Source organism: Streptomyces sp. NPDC093094, assembly GCF_044754345.1.
Lineage (GTDB): Bacteria > Actinomycetota > Actinomycetes > Streptomycetales > Streptomycetaceae > Streptomyces.
Genome location: NZ_JBIVOX010000011.1, coordinates 69,252 through 84,873, shown reverse-complemented (window position 1 = coordinate 84,873; position 15,622 = coordinate 69,252). Strand labels below are relative to the sequence as shown.

10 protein-coding genes are annotated in these 15,622 nt (G+C 74.7%); 5 read left to right on the top strand and 5 right to left on the bottom strand.

Annotated features, from left to right (window positions below):
• Positions 1 to 473: 473 nt before the first annotated feature.
• The 3 genes from ACIQGV_RS24025 to ACIQGV_RS24015 all read right to left on the bottom strand — a co-directional run bounded on the left by ACIQGV_RS24025 (position 474) and on the right by ACIQGV_RS24015 (position 4,574).
• The gene (locus ACIQGV_RS24025; RefSeq protein ID WP_402497224.1) at positions 474 to 875 is read right to left on the bottom strand and encodes a hypothetical protein; all 402 of its coding nucleotides are present in this window, start codon (positions 873 to 875) and stop codon (positions 474 to 476) included.
• An 878-nt stretch (positions 876 to 1,753) separates the two neighbouring features.
• Positions 1,754 to 2,242: a hotdog fold thioesterase gene (locus ACIQGV_RS24020; RefSeq protein WP_402497222.1), complete on the bottom strand. Its 489-nt coding sequence runs from the start codon at positions 2,240 to 2,242 to the stop codon at positions 1,754 to 1,756.
• Between the two features lie 52 nt (positions 2,243 to 2,294).
• The gene (locus tag ACIQGV_RS24015) at positions 2,295 to 4,574 is read right to left on the bottom strand and encodes an FdhF/YdeP family oxidoreductase (RefSeq protein WP_402497220.1); all 2,280 of its coding nucleotides are present in this window, start codon (positions 4,572 to 4,574) and stop codon (positions 2,295 to 2,297) included.
• Between the two features lie 228 nt (positions 4,575 to 4,802).
• Between ACIQGV_RS24015 and polA the strand changes: the two genes are divergently transcribed.
• Both polA and ACIQGV_RS24005 read left to right on the top strand, forming a co-directional pair.
• Positions 4,803 to 7,529 (top strand): DNA polymerase I, encoded by a 2,727-nt coding sequence (polA, locus tag ACIQGV_RS24010; protein WP_402497219.1) that lies wholly within the window; start codon positions 4,803 to 4,805, stop codon positions 7,527 to 7,529.
• A 783-nt stretch (positions 7,530 to 8,312) separates the two neighbouring features.
• Positions 8,313 to 8,717 carry a hypothetical protein gene (locus ACIQGV_RS24005; RefSeq protein ID WP_402497218.1) on the top strand — a complete coding sequence of 135 codons (405 nt, stop codon included), beginning with the start codon at positions 8,313 to 8,315 and terminating at the stop codon, positions 8,715 to 8,717.
• Here ACIQGV_RS24005 and ACIQGV_RS24000 read toward each other — a convergent pair.
• Complete coding sequence (locus tag ACIQGV_RS24000; protein WP_402497217.1) at positions 8,647 to 9,492, bottom strand: DUF4184 family protein; 846 nt, start codon at positions 9,490 to 9,492, stop codon at positions 8,647 to 8,649. The two genes, ACIQGV_RS24005 and ACIQGV_RS24000, sit on opposite strands and share 71 nt — an antisense overlap.
• Before the next feature lie 370 nt (positions 9,493 to 9,862).
• Here ACIQGV_RS24000 and ACIQGV_RS23995 point away from each other — a divergent pair, with 370 nt between their 5' ends.
• The 3 genes from ACIQGV_RS23995 to ACIQGV_RS23985 all read left to right on the top strand — a co-directional run bounded on the left by ACIQGV_RS23995 (position 9,863) and on the right by ACIQGV_RS23985 (position 13,090).
• Complete coding sequence (locus tag ACIQGV_RS23995) at positions 9,863 to 11,638, top strand: lytic transglycosylase domain-containing protein (protein ID WP_402497215.1); 1,776 nt, start codon at positions 9,863 to 9,865, stop codon at positions 11,636 to 11,638.
• A 304-nt stretch (positions 11,639 to 11,942) separates the two neighbouring features.
• The gene (locus ACIQGV_RS23990) at positions 11,943 to 12,077 is read left to right on the top strand and encodes an SPW_0924 family protein (protein ID WP_402497214.1); all 135 of its coding nucleotides are present in this window, start codon (positions 11,943 to 11,945) and stop codon (positions 12,075 to 12,077) included.
• Between the two features lie 20 nt (positions 12,078 to 12,097).
• A complete protein-coding gene (locus ACIQGV_RS23985; RefSeq protein ID WP_402497212.1) occupies positions 12,098 to 13,090 on the top strand; it encodes a DUF3068 domain-containing protein in 993 nt (330 codons plus the stop codon).
• Here ACIQGV_RS23985 and hrpB read toward each other — a convergent pair.
• Complete coding sequence (gene hrpB / locus ACIQGV_RS23980) at positions 13,080 to 15,584, bottom strand: ATP-dependent helicase HrpB (protein WP_402497211.1); 2,505 nt, start codon at positions 15,582 to 15,584, stop codon at positions 13,080 to 13,082. The two genes, ACIQGV_RS23985 and hrpB, sit on opposite strands and share 11 nt — an antisense overlap.
• Between the last annotated feature and the right edge of the window lie 38 nt (positions 15,585 to 15,622).

The following is a 15,622-nucleotide window of genomic DNA, read 5'->3' as shown; positions in this document are numbered from 1 at the left end:
CCCTGCGTTCCGTGGAACTTTCGCGCATTCCGTGACCTGCATCCTGATGAGGATCTTGTGGGGGATTCCGGCCCTTGTCCGGAAAGGCGGCCGGGGAAACGGGGTCAGGGAAAGCCCGGAGTAGGGCTGAGATATCCGCACCACCGTGATCTGTGGACCCGACAGGGTTTTCAGGGATATTTCGAAGGTGAAACTGCCTTTCGAGGCGCTGGAAGGTGGGGTCGCGGGGCCGATATAGCGGACACTGACCGCCTGGGAGGGGTAGGGCGGAGGGGCCTCGGGAGGGGCCTCGGGCCGGCTGGCGTAGAGGTAGCCGCCGGCGGCGAGGAGGGCGGCGGCGCCCGAGCCCGCCACCAGGGCGCGGCGGCGGGTTCCCGGGCGGCCGGGCCGGCTGCCCGGGGGGCGGGGCGGACGTGTCTCCAGGGGGTCCCGTTCGAGGGTCCCCTCACCCGGTTCGACGGGGCCGACGCCGCTCAACTCCACGGCCCCCCGGTCGGGTCGCCCGTGCGGTGGCGGTCGGCGCAGCGCCGTTCGGCCTGACGGCCGATCAATGTCCTTGCGGCGGCGGTGCCGTGGCGCTCCCGCTCGGCGCGGGCGGCGTCGACGACGTCCCTGAGGATCTCGTACTGCCCGTCGGAGAGCCCCATCGACTGATAGTCGCCGTAGGTGCCGCTGCCGAGGACCTCCCGCGACCAGTGGGCGACGATCCGGGCGCACAGCTCGGCCGGGGGAGTGGAGCGCGGCGACGGCGATCCGGAGGCGGCCTCTCCGCTCTCCGGCCGGTCCGGTCCGGCACATCCGGCGAGCAGCGGCCCGGACAGGAGGACCGCCCCGCACAGCGCCGCTCCCCACGAGAGGTGCCCTCTCGTTGTCATGTCCCGACGGTATGCCTCCCGGCGCACGGGATCAACGGGGTGGCGGCGTCCGGCCGTTGCGGCGCACGGAGTTGGCGTGATCGTTTCGGGCCGGGCGGGGAGGGGCGCTCGCTGTCGGGTGTGCCCGAGGGCGGGGCGGGGCCGGACGGGGTGCCGGACAGGTGCCTCGGGAGCTTCGGCGGTGTCCGGCGGGGGCGGGCGTCTGCCGCGGCGGCGTCTCGCGGTGCCGCCGCCTGACGTGGACGGGCCTGCGGGGGCGAGCGTGGCCCCGGAGGGGGCTCGGAGGGGGTGCGGAGGCACCTGAGGGGGCTGGGCGGGGGCCGGCCGGCGCTGAGCCCCCAGGAGGGGGCTTCACGGGGGTGAGCCGGTCCGGGCGGGGGTCTCGCGGGGTGGGCCGGTCCGGGTGGGGGTCTCGCGGGGTGGGCCGGTCCGGGTGGGGGTCTCGCGGGGTGGGCCGGTCCGGGTGGGGGTCTCGCGGGGTGGGCCGTTCGGGGCGGGGGCTCGCCGGGGTGGCCGTTCGGGGCTTGCGGTGGTCCTGGCGCGGTCGGTGTCCTGCGGTGCCGAGCGGGCCCGGCGGAGGTCCGGCGGCGCGTGCCGGTTCGGACGAGACCTCGCGGTGTGCGGCCGGTCCGGGCCGCGTCCTGCCGTGCGCACCCGTCCGGGCGGGGTCCGGCGGCGCTCCGGGCCCGGTCGGGCCCTGGCGGTGCTCGCCGGGCGGGGCGCCCGGTCCTCCGACGGCCGGGCGGGGCTCGCGGCCCCTCCGCCGGCCGGGAGGGGCGTCGTGTGCCGTTCGCCCGGCCCGCCGGGCCGGGTCCCGTGCCGCCCGGCCCGGCGCGGTGGCGCCGTGGGGTGCTCGCGCGGGCCGGGCGGGTGCGGTGTCAGCCCGTGGCGCCCACGCGCTCGGCGTCCTTCGGGCCCACCTCGCGCAGCATGCACGTCAGCCGCGCGGTGCACACGCGGCGGTTCTCCTCGTCGGTGATCACGATCTCGTACGTCGCCGTCGAACGGCCCTGGTGCACGGGCGTGGCCACGCCGGTGACCAGGCCGGAGCGCACGCCCCGGTGGTGGGTGCAGTTCAGGTCGACCCCGACGGCGATCTTGGAGACGCCGCCGTGCAGCATCGAGCCGATCGAGCCGAGGGTCTCGGCCAGCACCGCCGAGGCGCCGCCGTGCAGCAGCCCGTACGGCTGGGTGTTGCCCTCGACCGGCATCGTGCCGACGACCCGCTCCGCGGACGCCTCCACGATCTGGACGCCCATGCGCGTGCCGAGGTGCCCCGCGGAGAACAGGGCGGGCAGGTCGACGCCGAGCGCCGCGTATTCGTCGAGGACCTCCTGCGGGAACTGCACGTGCTGCTGCTCGCCCATGGACCGGCTCCGTTCGTCTGATCAGTACGGCTACCTCTCGCTGAGCAAACGCTCAGTCGGTGGCCGATTGTTCCAGACGGACCACCACGGACTTGCTGGCCGGGGTGTTGCTGGTGTCCGCGGTGGCGTCCAGCGGCACCAGGACGTTGGTCTCCGGGTAGTAGGCGGCCGCGCAGCCCCGCGCGGTCGGGTAGTGCACGACCCGGAAGCCCGGCGCCCTGCGCTCCACGCCGTCCTTCCACTCGCTCACCAGGTCCACGTACGCCCCGTCGGCGGCGCCGAGCTCGCGGGCGTCCTCCGGGTTCACCAGCACCACCCGGCGGCCGTTCCTGATGCCCCGGTAACGGTCGTCCAGGCCGTAGATCGTGGTGTTGTACTGGTCGTGCGAGCGCAGCGTCTGCAACAGCAGCCGCCCCTCGGGCAGTTCGGGGAACTCCACCTCGGCGGCGGTGAAGTTGGCCTTGCCCGTCGCCGTGGGGAAGCGGCGCTCGTCGCGCGGCGCGTGCGGCAGGGTGAAACCGCCGGGGCGGGCCACGCGCGCGTTGAAGTCCTCGAAGCCGGGGATCACGCGCGCGATGCGGTCACGGATCGCGGCGTAGTCCTTCTCGAACTCCTCCCACGGCGTCGCCGACCCCTCGCCCAGCACCCGGCGGGCCAGCCGGCACACGATCGCCGGCTCCGACAGCAGACGGCGGCTCGCGGGCTCCAGGCGTCCGCGCGAGGCGTGCACCATGCCCATCGAGTCCTCGACCGTCACGAACTGCTCACCGCTGCCCTGGAGATCCCGCTCGGTGCGGCCCAGCGTCGGCAGGATCAGCGCACGCGCGCCCGTGACGGCGTGCGAACGGTTCAGCTTGGTCGACACGTGCACGGTCAGCCGGGCCCGCCGCATGGCCGCCTCGGTGACCTCGGTGTCGGGGGAGGCGGACACGAAGTTGCCGCCCATGGCGAAGAAGACCTTCGCCTCTCCGTCCCGCAGCGCCTCGATGGCCCGTACGACGTCGAAGCCGTGCTCGCGCGGGGGCGCGAACCCGAACTCCTTCTCCAGGGCGTCGAGGAAGGCGGGGGCCGGCCGCTCGAAGATGCCCATCGTGCGGTCGCCCTGCACGTTGGAGTGGCCGCGCACCGGGCAGACCCCGGCGCCGGGGCGGCCGATGTTGCCGCGCAGCAGCAGGAAGTTGACCACCTCGCGGATGGTCGGCACGGCGTGCTTGTGCTGGGTCAGGCCCATCGCCCAGCAGACGATCGTGCGCTGCGAGGCGAGGACCATGCCCAGGGCCTCTTCGATCTCGGGGCGGGTCAGCCCGGTCGCGGTGAGCGTCTCGTCCCAGTCGGCGGCACGGGCGGCCTCGGCGAACTCCTCGAAGCCATGGGTGTGCTCGCGGACGAAGAGCTCGTCGACGGCCCCCTCGGTGTCGAGGATCAGCCTGTTCAACAGGCGGAAGAGGGCCTGGTCGCCGCCGATGCGGATCTGGAGGAACAGATCGGTGAGCGAGGCGCCCTTGAGCATGCCCTGCGGGGTCTGCGGGTTCTTGAAGCGCTCCAGACCCGCCTCCGGCAGCGGGTTGACGCTGATGATCCGCGCGCCGTTCGCCTTGGCCCGCTCCAGCGCGGAGAGCATCCGCGGATGGTTGGTGCCGGGGTTCTGCCCGGCCACGATGATCAGGTCGGCCTGGTACAGGTCCTCCAGCAGGACGCTGCCCTTGCCGATGCCGATGGTCTCGCCGAGCGCCGAGCCGGACGACTCGTGGCACATGTTGGAGCAGTCGGGCAGGTTGTTGGTGCCCAGCTCGCGCGCGAAGAGCTGGTAGAGGAACGCGGCCTCGTTGCTGGTGCGGCCGGAGGTGTAGAAGACGGCCTCGTCGGGGGAGGAGAGCGCGGTGATCTCCTCGGCGACGATGTCGAACGCGCGCTCCCAGGTGACCGGCTCGTAGTGCTCGCCGCCCTCGGGCAGATACATCGGGTGGGTGAGCCGGCCCTGCTGGCCCAGCCAGTAGCCGCTGCGCCCGGCCAGGTCGGCGACGGAGTGCGCGGCGAAGAACTCCGGGGTGACCCGGCGCAGGGTGGCCTCCTCGGCGACCGCCTTCGCGCCGTTCTCGCAGAACTCCGCCTTGTGCCGGTGGTCCGGCTCGGGCCAGGCGCAACCCGGGCAGTCGAAGCCGTCCTTCTGGTTCACCCGCAGCAGGGTCAGCGCGGTCCGCCTGACCCCCATCTGCTGCCGGGCGACGCGCAGCGTGTGCCCGACGGCCGGCAGCCCCGCCGCGGTGTGCTGCGGCTCCGTGACCTGGGGCGCGTCCTGGACCGGGTCGGCCTTGGGTGGCTTCGTCGCCATCGCACGCTCTCCTTCGACTGCCTGCGTGAGGTACCTCTCCGATCCTCGCACGGGCCACCGACAGCAGCGGCGTACGGGGCCGCGGGCCCCGACGGCGGAGGGCACGGGGCCGGGCGCGGGCCCGTACGGGTGTCCCCCGGTGCGGGCGCCCCGCCTCGACCGGCTCCCTTCGCGGGCGTCGGTCCCGGCATGGGGCCGAGTGTCGGTGGGGCGTGGCAGGATCGGGGCGTGGCAGAGACAGCATCGAAGAAGACCGACAAGACCTCCGGCGGCGACCGTCCGCGGCTGATGCTCATGGACGGGCACTCGCTGGCCTACCGCGCGTTCTTCGCGCTGCCCGCGGAGAACTTCACCACCGCGACCGGCCAGCCGACGAACGCCATCTACGGCTTCGCGTCGATGCTGGCCAACACCCTGCGTGACGAGGCGCCCACCCACTTCGCCGTGGCCTTCGACGTCTCGCGCAAGACGTGGCGCTCGGAGGAGTTCACCGAGTACAAGGCCAACCGCTCCAAGACCCCCGACGAGTTCAAGGGCCAGGTCGAGCTGATCGGCGAGCTGCTCGACGCGATGCACGTGTCGCGCTTCGCGGTCGACGGCTACGAGGCGGACGACGTGATCGCCACCCTGGCCACCCAGGCCGAGGCCGAGGGCTTCGACGTGCTGATCGTCACCGGCGACCGCGACTCCTTCCAGCTCGTGTCGGAGCACACCACGGTGCTGTACCCGACCAAGGGCGTCTCCGAGCTGACCCGGTTCACCCCGGAGAAGGTCGTCGAGAAGTACGGCTTGACGCCCGCGCAGTACCCCGACTTCGCCGCCCTGCGCGGTGACCCGTCCGACAACCTCCCGGGCATTCCGGGCGTCGGCGAGAAGACGGCCGCGAAGTGGATCAACCAGTTCGGCTCCTTCGCCGAGCTGGTCGAACGGGTCGAGGAGGTCAAGGGCAAGGCCGGGCAGAACCTGCGCGACCACCTGGAGGCCGTCAAGCTCAACCGCCGGCTCACCGAGATGGTCCGCACCGTCGAGCTGCCCGCGACGGTCACCGACCTCGCGCGCGCGCCGTACGACCGCAAGACCGTGACGATGGTCCTGGACACCCTGGAGATCAGGAACCCCTCCCTGCGCGAGCGGCTGTTCGCCGTCGACCCGGGCACCGAGGAGGCCGAGGCGGCCCCGGCCGTCGCCGACGGCGTCGAGCTGGACGGCACCGTGCTGGGCACCGGCGAGCTGGCCGGCTGGCTGGGCGAGCACGGCACCGAGGTCCTCGGCGTGGCCACCGTCGACACCTGGTCACTGGGCACCGGCTCGGTCGCCGAGGTCGCCCTGGCCGCGTCCGACGGGACCGCCGCCTGGTTCGACCCGGCGGAGCTGGACGAGGCCGACGAGCGCTCCTGGGCGGCCTGGCTGGCCGACGAGGCCCGGCCCAAGGTGCTGCACAACGCCAAGGGCGCGATGCGCGTCTTCGCCGAGCACGGCTGGAGCGTGGCCGGTGTCGGCATGGACACCGCGCTCGCGGCCTACCTGGTCAAGCCCGGCCGGCGCTCCTTCGACCTGGACGCGCTGTCGATGGAGTACCTCCACCGCGAGCTGGCGCCCGCCGCCGCGGCCGACGGGCAGCTGGCCTTCGGCGCGGACGACGGCGCCGAGGCGGAGGCCCTGATGATCCAGGCCCGCGCGGTGCTGGACCTCGGCCAGGCATTCGAGGACCGCCTGCGGGACGTCGGCGCCGCCGAACTGCTCGGCGGCATGGAGCTGCCGACCTCGGCACTGCTCGCGCGGATGGAGCGGTACGGCATCGCGGCCGACCGCGCCCATCTGGAGGCGATGGAGCAGATGTTCGCGGGCGCCGTGCAGCAGGCCGTGAAGGAGGCGCACGCGGCCGCCGGACACGAGTTCAACCTGGGCTCGCCCAAGCAGCTCCAGGAGGTCCTCTTCGGCGAGCTGGGACTGCCGAAGACGAAGAGGACCAAGACCGGCTACACCACCGACGCCGACGCGCTCGCCTGGCTGGCGACCCAGACGGACAACGAGCTCCCGGTGATCATGCTCCGGCACCGCGAGCAGGCGAAGCTGCGCGTGACCGTGGAGGGCCTGATCAAGACGATCGCGGCCGACGGCCGCATCCACACCACCTTCAACCAGACGGTGGCCGCGACGGGCCGGCTGTCCTCCACGGACCCCAACCTGCAGAACATCCCGGTCCGCACCGACGAGGGCCGTGCCATCCGCCGCGGCTTCGTGGTCGGCGAGGGCTTCGAGTCCCTGATGACGGCGGACTACAGCCAGATCGAACTGCGGGTGATGGCCCACCTGTCCGAGGACGAGGGCCTGATCCAGGCGTTCACCTCCGGCGAGGACCTGCACACCACGGTCGCCTCGCAGGTGTTCGGCGTCGAGCGCTCGGCGGTGGACGCCGAGATGCGCCGCAAGATCAAGGCGATGTCGTACGGCCTGGCGTACGGTCTGTCGGCGTTCGGCCTGTCCCAGCAGCTGAACATCGAGGCGGGCGAGGCGCGTGCCCTGATGGACACCTACTTCGAGCGCTTCGGCGGGGTGCGGGACTATCTGCACCGGGTCGTCGACGAGGCCCGGGCCACCGGGTACACGGCCACGCTGTTCGGCCGTCGCCGCTACCTGCCCGACCTCAACAGCGACAACCGCCAGCGCCGCGAGGCGGCCGAGCGCATGGCACTCAACGCGCCGATCCAGGGCACCGCGGCCGACATCGTCAAGATCGCCATGCTCGACGTGGGCCGCGCGCTCGGCGAGGCCGGCCTGAAGTCCCGTCTGCTCCTCCAGGTCCACGACGAGATCGTCCTGGAGATCGCCCCCGGTGAGCGCGCCGCCACCGAGGAGATCGTCCGCCGTGAGATGGCCGGTGCCGTGGAGCTGCGCGCCCCGCTGGACGTCTCGGTGGGCGTGGGGACGGACTGGGAGTCGGCCGCGCACTAGCGCCCGCCCACGGCGGGCACGGGACGGCCGTCCTGCCCGGCCACGCCCCGCCCCTCGGGCGGCGTGGCCGGGGGCGGACGGCCGGCGCCGTCCTCTGCGCGTGCCGGCACGCCAGGGCGGGCGGTCCTGCCGGACCACCGCCCCGCAGGACCCCGCGCGGAGGCGCGGCCGCCCGCGGTCCGCTCTCCGTACAGGGCTTCCCGTACGGGGCGAGCCGCCCCGCAGGACCGTCGCCCCGCAGGGCCCCTCGTGGGGCAGTCGGCTGTGTGCGCACCCGCCTCCCCCGCGCGGGGGCGCGGCCGCCCGCGGTCCGCTCTCCGTACAGGGCTCCCCGTACAGGGCGAGCCGCCCCGCAGGACCGTCGCCCCGCAGGGCCCCTCGTGGGGCAGTCGGCTGTGTGCGCACCCGCCTCCCCCGCGCGGGGGGCGCGGCCGCCCGCGGTCGGCTCTCCGTACAGGGCTTCCCGTACGGGGCGAGCCGCCCCGCAGGGCCCCTCGTGGGGCAGTCGGCTGTGTGCGCACCCGCCTCCCCCGCGCGGGGGCGCGGCCGCCCGCGGTCGGCTCCCCGTACAGGGCGAGTCGGCGCGGAGGGTGCGTCCGCGGGCCGCTGCACCGCTTCCCGTCCGCACAGGCCCCGGCGGGCCCGGACCCGCCGCCCCCTCCGCCCATGCTCCTGCCCACGGACGCCCCGTGACCCGCCCGGCGGCCCTCACCCCGGAAGGCCGTCACCCGCGTGGACCCCGCGGGACAGCAGCCCCGGGCCGTTGGCCCTGAGGATGCGGGCATGGGTATACGCATGCTCAACCGCCGGCCGGCGCATCCGCCGCTCGCGCCGGTCCCGGCCTTCGCGGCCGGCGCAAGCACCGCCCGTATCGCCGTCGGCCCGGTGGAGACCGCGCGCCATGCCGCCGTGGGCCTCGGCCACGCGCTCGCCCGGTGCCGCCCGTTCCGCGCGCCCGGCGGACCGGGGCCCGTGGAAGCCGCAGGACGTCCACGGGACACGCGCCGCCGACTGTGGGCCGACCAGGCCCGCGGCTACCTCGCGCTGCTGCTCACCCTCCTGCCGCGCGCTCGCCCGGTCCGCACCCTCACCGTGTTCGTCGCCCCCGTGCCCGCCCTCAGCGGGCCGCCGGACGGCTCGGCTCCCTGCTGGTCGCGTCCGGAACCGGGGCCGGGCGCCACACCCTGACCGACACCGCGTACAGCAGCACCCCCAGCAGCAACCCCGCGCCCGCGCCGAAGCACAGCGTGGGGATCAGTTCGTACGGCTTCGCGACGGACCCCCAGTAGGCCCACCACCGCGAGGCCCGCTGCACCGCCGCGACCAGGGCGCAGCCGCCGATCAGCACACCGGCCGCCCACCGGTCGCCCGAGGACAGCACCGGCACGCCCACCGGCCCGGCCGCCGGGACGCGCCGCAGCGACCGCACCAGGAACACGGCGATCACCACGGCGGCGATCGCGGAACCGCCGTACTGCAGATACCAGTACAGAGGTGAACCGGCGATCTCCCGGCCCAGCACGGGGAAGATCCGCATGCCCCACCGGTCGAGGTGGGTGAAGGCGTCCCACACGACGTGCGTCAGCGCGCCGAGCGCCGCGGAGACGTACCACCGGGCCGCCGTCGCGGCCTGTGCACGCGCGCGTGGTGCTCCGCAGCGCAGCAGGGTCGCCGTACGGCTCTGCCGGGGCCGGGGCAGCAGCGCCACGAGCGGCTCCCGTACGAGCAGCCACAGCGCGACAAGGGTCCACGCGATGAGCACGTCGACCGTGAACACACCGGGGAAGGAGTGGGTGACATCGCCGAACTCCATGGCTCCGGACAGCACGCTCGCCGCGTAGTAGGTCAGGTCGGGCGCGAACGTCCCTGCCACCAGAACGGACGGCACCAGCGCCCACCGGCCCGTCCCGTCGGTGCGTACCAGGGGCAGCGCGGCCGCCGCGTGGCTCAGGGTGAACGGCAAGTGGCCTCCTAGTGAAAGGCGCCGGCCGGGCCGCTGCCCGGTGATCGCCTGGGCGATTCAGTATGCGTGACCGGTGCACCGGGGCCGTTCGGCCGGCTGGCCGCGCACGCCGGACGGACCACGTGACCAAGCGGTGAAGACGGCGTGCGAACCGGTCCCCGCGGACAGGAAGTTGTCGTAGGGTCACCTGGGACCATGGGCGCACGCACGGCCGACCGGACGCGCGGACGCGCCGGAGCGAAGGAACCGCGAACGGACAAAGCGCGGAAAACGGGTGCCGGTGCAACCGTCCCCGGGTCTCGGCAGTCCCACAGGGCGAAGGCAGCAGACACAGTCGGGCGCTCGGGCGTCCACGGGAGGGGTTCACTTCATGGCGGCGCAATTCGGCAGGCGTCTGCGCAAGGGGGCGGCGACGACCGCTGTGGCCGCGGCGGCGGTCGCGGCACTGTCGGCGTCCCAGGCTCCGGGAGTGACGGGCGACGGTGAGGCCAGACAGACCACGGCCGACTCCCAGCCCACGCCGGACGTCGTCGCCGACGACAGCGCGACCGGCAACTCGCCCTACTACACGGATCTGCCGCCGCTGAACAGCCCGACGCCCGCGCCCACCTCGTCGGGGTCGGGCACGCCGGTCGTGACCGGCTCCGCGGAGGCCGGGATACCCGCGACGGTCCTGGACGCCTACAAGAGGGCGGCCACCCGGCTGAACGAGACCAAGCCCGGCTGCAACCTGCCCTGGCAGCTGCTCGCCGCCATCGGCAAGGTCGAGTCCGGCCAGGCGGGCGGCGGACGTGTCGACGCCGACGGCACCACGTACACCCCGATCCTCGGCCCGCAGCTCGACGGCAACGGCTTCGCCCTCATCAAGGACACCGACAACGGCGCCTACGACGGCAACGCGAACTACGACCAGGCCGTCGGCCCCATGCAGTTCATCCCCTCCACCTGGGAGTGGGCGGGCCGCGACGGCAACGGCGACGGCCTGAGGGACCCCAACAACGTCTACGACGCGGCGCTCGCGGCCGGCCACTACCTGTGCCGCTTCGGCTGGGACCTGTCCGCCCAGGGCGACCTGGACCGGGCGATCCTCAGCTACAACAACTCGCGCGACTACCTCAACACCGTCATGTCGTGGCTGGAGTACTACCGCAGGGGCACCCACGAGATCCCGGACGGCACGGGCTCGCTGCCCGGCAACCGCAGCGACACCCCGACCGGTCCGGGTCCCTCGCCGTCCCCGCCCGCGAGCCCGCACCCGTCGCCGTCCCCGAAGCCGCCGGGCGGCAAGCCCGGCGAGGGCACGCAGACCCCGACCCCCGGCGGCGGCACGCAGACGCCGACCACTCCGCCGGCCACCCCGCCCACCACCACGCCCCCCACGCCCACCGACACGGTCGACCACCTGGAGGACGCGGGCACCGCCAAGCTCACCGCGACGGCCGGCGAGGCGTTCACCAAGAAGATCAGCACCCGCGCGGAGACCGAGGCCGGCAAGGCGGTCGGCAAGGTCCGGATCCGGTTCACGATCACCGGCGGCACCGACACCGTCTTCGCCGGCGGCGAGAGCGTCGCCACGGTCCTCACCGACAGCTCCGGCGTCGCCGTCGCGCCCGGCCTGCGTGCGGGGGAGAAGACCGGCGCCTTCACCGTCCGCGCGACCGTCGTCGGCCGCTCGGTCACGGGCCTCGACTACGCCGCCACCGTCACCGCCCGCGCCGCCGACGCCCTCACGCGGGTCGGCGACGCGGCCCTGACCTGCCCCGTGGGAGGTGAGTTCGCCGAGGAGATCCAGCTGAAGGCGACCCGCCAGGACGCCCCCGCGGGCCGCGTCGCGGCCACCGCGACCCTGGTCAAGTCGGCGGAGGACCCGGCCGAGAACGACAAGGGCCCCTACTTCGAGGACGCCGACGGCAAGCCCGTGCGCACCCTGACCGGTCTGGTGACGGACGCGGACGGCCTGCTGAAGCTGCCGAAGCTGTACGCGGACGACACCGCGGGCACCTACCTGCTGCGGGTCACCACCACCGGCGGTGCCACGCTCACCGTCGAACTGACCGTGGAGGCGGCCGCGTCCCCGACGCCCACCCCGACGCCCGACGAGCCGGCGACCCCGACGCCCGACCCCTCGGCCTCGCCCAGCGCCTAGCCGCTCGCCCGGCGCCCGGCCGCTCGCCCGGCGCCTAGCCGCTCGCCCGGCGCCTAGCCGCTCGCCCGGCGCCTAGCCGCTCGCCCGGCGCCCGGCCGCTCGCCCGGCGCCCGGCCGCTCGCCCGGCGCCCGGCCGCTCGCCCGGCGCCCGGCCGCGCCGACACCGAGGGCGCTCCTTCCGCGACAGCGGCGGGGGCGCCCTCGCCGTCCGCGCGGCTGTTCTCATCTCGCCCGCCCGTTGCTACGGTGCCCGGACCTGACGCCATGTCAGCTCAGGATCCGTCCCCGCGCCGGGAGGTCCCGTATGCGTGCCCTCATCGCCGCCACGATCGGTCTCGCCGTCGCGTTCGCCCTCGTCCTCACCCTCACGGCCCTCGGCACGCCCACGGGCGGGACGTCTCCCGAGCCCCTGCTGACCACGGTCCCCGAGCACCCGTGACCGCCCCGAGGGAGGCCGAGATGCGCCGTACGTCCGCACTGGTCCTGCTCGCTCTCGCCGTGTTCTTCACGGCCCTGTCCCCGCTGCTGCGCTGGTACGCCTTCCCCCGCCTCGTCAAGGTCCCGCCGAACCAGTACCAGGCCGTGGTCCTGGAGGCGAAGGACGCCACCCTCCTCGACTACACCACCATGAAGGCGCGCAAGGTCCCCCGCGTCACCGTCGTGCAGACCCTCCGAGGGAACGTGGAGGCGTCCGAACGGATCGAGCGGACAGCGGGCCGCGACGTGGTCGTCTGGGACACCCTCTCCTACGTCCAGGGGCCCGACGGCCGCATGGTCTCGCGCGTCCCCGGGCGCTACATCTTCGACGCCCACACCCAGGAACCCGTCCACGCCCCCGGCGAGACGGTCGACGGCGACCCGGTCAGACGCGAGGGCATCGAGTTCAAATGGCCGTTCCTGACCGAAAGACGGGACTACGAGTACTTCGACGCCCAGACACGCACCTCCGCACCCATCCACTACCGGGGCACCCGGACGTTCCGCGGCCTGGAGGTCTACTTCTTCGAGCAGACCGTCCCCTGGACCGAGGTGAAGTTCCCCGAGGCCCTGCCCGTCGAGGGCGTCACCCCCGAGTCCGTCGCCGCCACCGGCACCACCCGCTGGTACACCACCGTCCGCAGATTCTGGGTCGAACCCGTCACGGGCGCGCCCGTCTACGGCGAGGAGATCCACGAGGAGGAACTGCGCGGCGGCACCCTGCTCGGCGGCCGCGACAAGGTGACGGCGTTCGCCGGTCACGTGAAGATGCGTGAGGACTACATCGAGCACACCGTCGATCTGGTCAGGTCCCGGCGCACGCTCGTCCTGCTGCTCGTCTCGTACCTGCCCTGGAGCTTCCTGATCCTGGGCGCCGCCCTGCTCGCCCTCGCCCTCCGGCTGGAGGCGCGCGGCAGGCGCCGGGCGGGACCCGCGCCGGACGCGGCCACGACGGAGGAACCGGTCAGCGCCTGAGCGCCGCGTTGGTGCGCCGGGTCGGCTCCGCCGTCGCCGGGTCCTCGGGCCACGGATGCTTCGGGTACCGGCCGCGCAGCTCCGCCCGCACCCCCTTGTAGCCGTCCCGCCAGAACGAGGCCAGATCCGCCGTCACCGCGGCCGGCCGCCCGGCGGGCGACAGCAGGTGCACCAGCACCGGCACTCCCGCGAGCGCCGGCGACTCCTGCAGCCCGAACATCTCCTGCAGCTTCACCGCCAGCACCGGCCGCTCGGGATCCCCGTAGTCGACCCGGATCCTGGACCCGCTCGGTACGGTGATCCGCTCCGGCGCCAGCTCGTCCAGCCGTGCCGCGTCGCCCGAGGCCCACGGCAGCAGCCTGCCGAGCGCCTCACCCGCGTCGAGCCGCGCCAGGTCCGCCCGCCGCCGGGCCCGGCTCAGCTCCGGCTCCAGCCACTCGTCCACGCGCGCGTGCAGCGCGGCGTCCGAGACGTCCGGCCACGGCTCCCCCAGGTGCAGCCGCAGGAACGCCAGGCGCCGGCGCAGCACCTCGGCGTCGGGGGACCAGCGCAGCAGACCGAACCCCTCCTGACGCAGCCCGTCGAGGAGAGCCGCCCGCACGAGCCCCGGGTCGGCGTCCCGCAGCGGCCGCACCGCGAGCTCGACCGCCCCCAGCCGCTCGACCCGCCGCGCGACGACGTCCCCGTCGGACCAGTGGACCTCCTCGGCCTCGGAGTACAGCTGTGCGGCAGCCGCCCGGGCCGTCTCCTCGTCCACCACGGCGGCGAGCTGCACGCGTGCGTGCCCCTTGCCGACGGGCCGGTCGGCCACGGCCACGGCGAGCCAGGGGGCGCCCCGCAGAGGCGACCCGGCCGGCAGCTCGGCCCGGGTCCCGGAGGCCATGAGGTACGACCCGCCGTCGAGCCTGGCGACCCGCTCGGGGAAGGCGAGCGCGGCGACGAGCCCGGTGAGCCGGTCGTCACCGGCGGCCCCGTCCGCCGCCGGCCGGCCGTCACGGGCGGGAGCCTCGTCCGCGGCGGACCGCAGCCGCCGGACCTCGCGGCGCCACCGGCCGGAGTAGGCGTCCCCGCCGCGCCGGGCGGTCCGCCACGCCGCGGCCAGATCGTCGCCGTACTCCCGGGGCGCCTCCTCGGACAGCAGCGCCACCACCTCGGCGCCCCTCCCGGCGGTGTCCAGCAGGGCCCGTCCGAGCCGTGGATGCAGCCCCAGCCGCGCCAGCCGCAGCCCCCGTCCGGTGGCGCGGCCGGCCGGGTCCACGGCTCCGACCGCCGTCAGCGCCGCTCGCGCCGCCGCCATCGCCCCGGCGGGCGGCGGGTCCAGCAGCGCCAGTCCCGACGCCTGCGGATCGCCCCAGCAGGCCGCCTGAAGGGCGAACGCCGTCAGGTCGGCCACCTTGATCTCGGGGGAGGGGAACCGCGGCAGACGCCCGTCCTCGGCCTCCGCCCAGCAGCGGTACACCGCACCCGGAGCCTCACGCCCGGCACGTCCCGCCCGCTGGCGTCCGGCCGCCTGCGAGGACCGGACCGTCGTCAGCGCACTCAGCCCGCGCGCGTGGTCCACCCTCGGCTCACGCGCCAGTCCCGCGTCCACGACCACCCGCACCCCGGGCACCGTCAGCGACGACTCGGCGACCGCGGTGGCCAGCACCACCCGGCGCCGCTCGCCCGGCACGAGCACCGCGTCCTGCACGGCCGCCGGAGCCCTCCCGTGCACCTGGAGCACGTCGACACCGCCCAGATCGCCGAGCTGTCCGGCGACCCGCGCGATCTCCCCCACACCGGGCAGGAAGCACAGCACGTCGCCCTCGCGCTCGGCCAGCGCCCGCCGCACCACCGACGCCACGTGCGCCAGCAGGACGGGGTCCACGCGCATGCCGTGCGGCGGCCGCACCGGGCGTGCCGGCGGGGCCCAGACGACCTCCACCGGGTGGGAGACGCCCCGGGCCTCCACCACCGGCGCGTCGCCCAGCAGCCGGGCCCAGCCCTGCGCGTCGGTCGTCGCCGACGCCGCCACCAGCCTCAGCTCGGGCCGCAGCGTCTCGCGCACGTCCCACAGGAACGCGGCGGCCGTGTCCGCGTCCAGATGCCGCTCGTGGCACTCGTCGAGCACCACCACGTCCGCACCGGCCAGCTCCTGGTCGCGCTGCAACCGCTGGAGCAGCACACCCGTCGTGACGACCTCCACGCGCGTGTGCCGCCCCACGACCCGCTCGCCGCGCACCGTGTAGCCGACGCTCCGGCCCGCCTCCTCGCCCAGCAGCCACGCCATCCGCCGCGCGGCGGCCCGGGCCGCGATCCGCCGCGGCTCGGCGACGACGACGCGCCGCGCGGGGGCGTCGTCCAGCAGGCCCGCCAGGACGAGCGGCACCAGCGTGGTCTTGCCCGTGCCGGGCGGCGCGACCAGCACGGCGGTGCCGTGGCCCTCCAGGGCGTCGTGCAGACCGGGCAGGGCGCCGCGTACGGGCAGCGCGTCCAGGGCGTCGTAACGGATCACGCCCCCAGTCTCGTACGAGCGGGAACGCTCGGTCGATC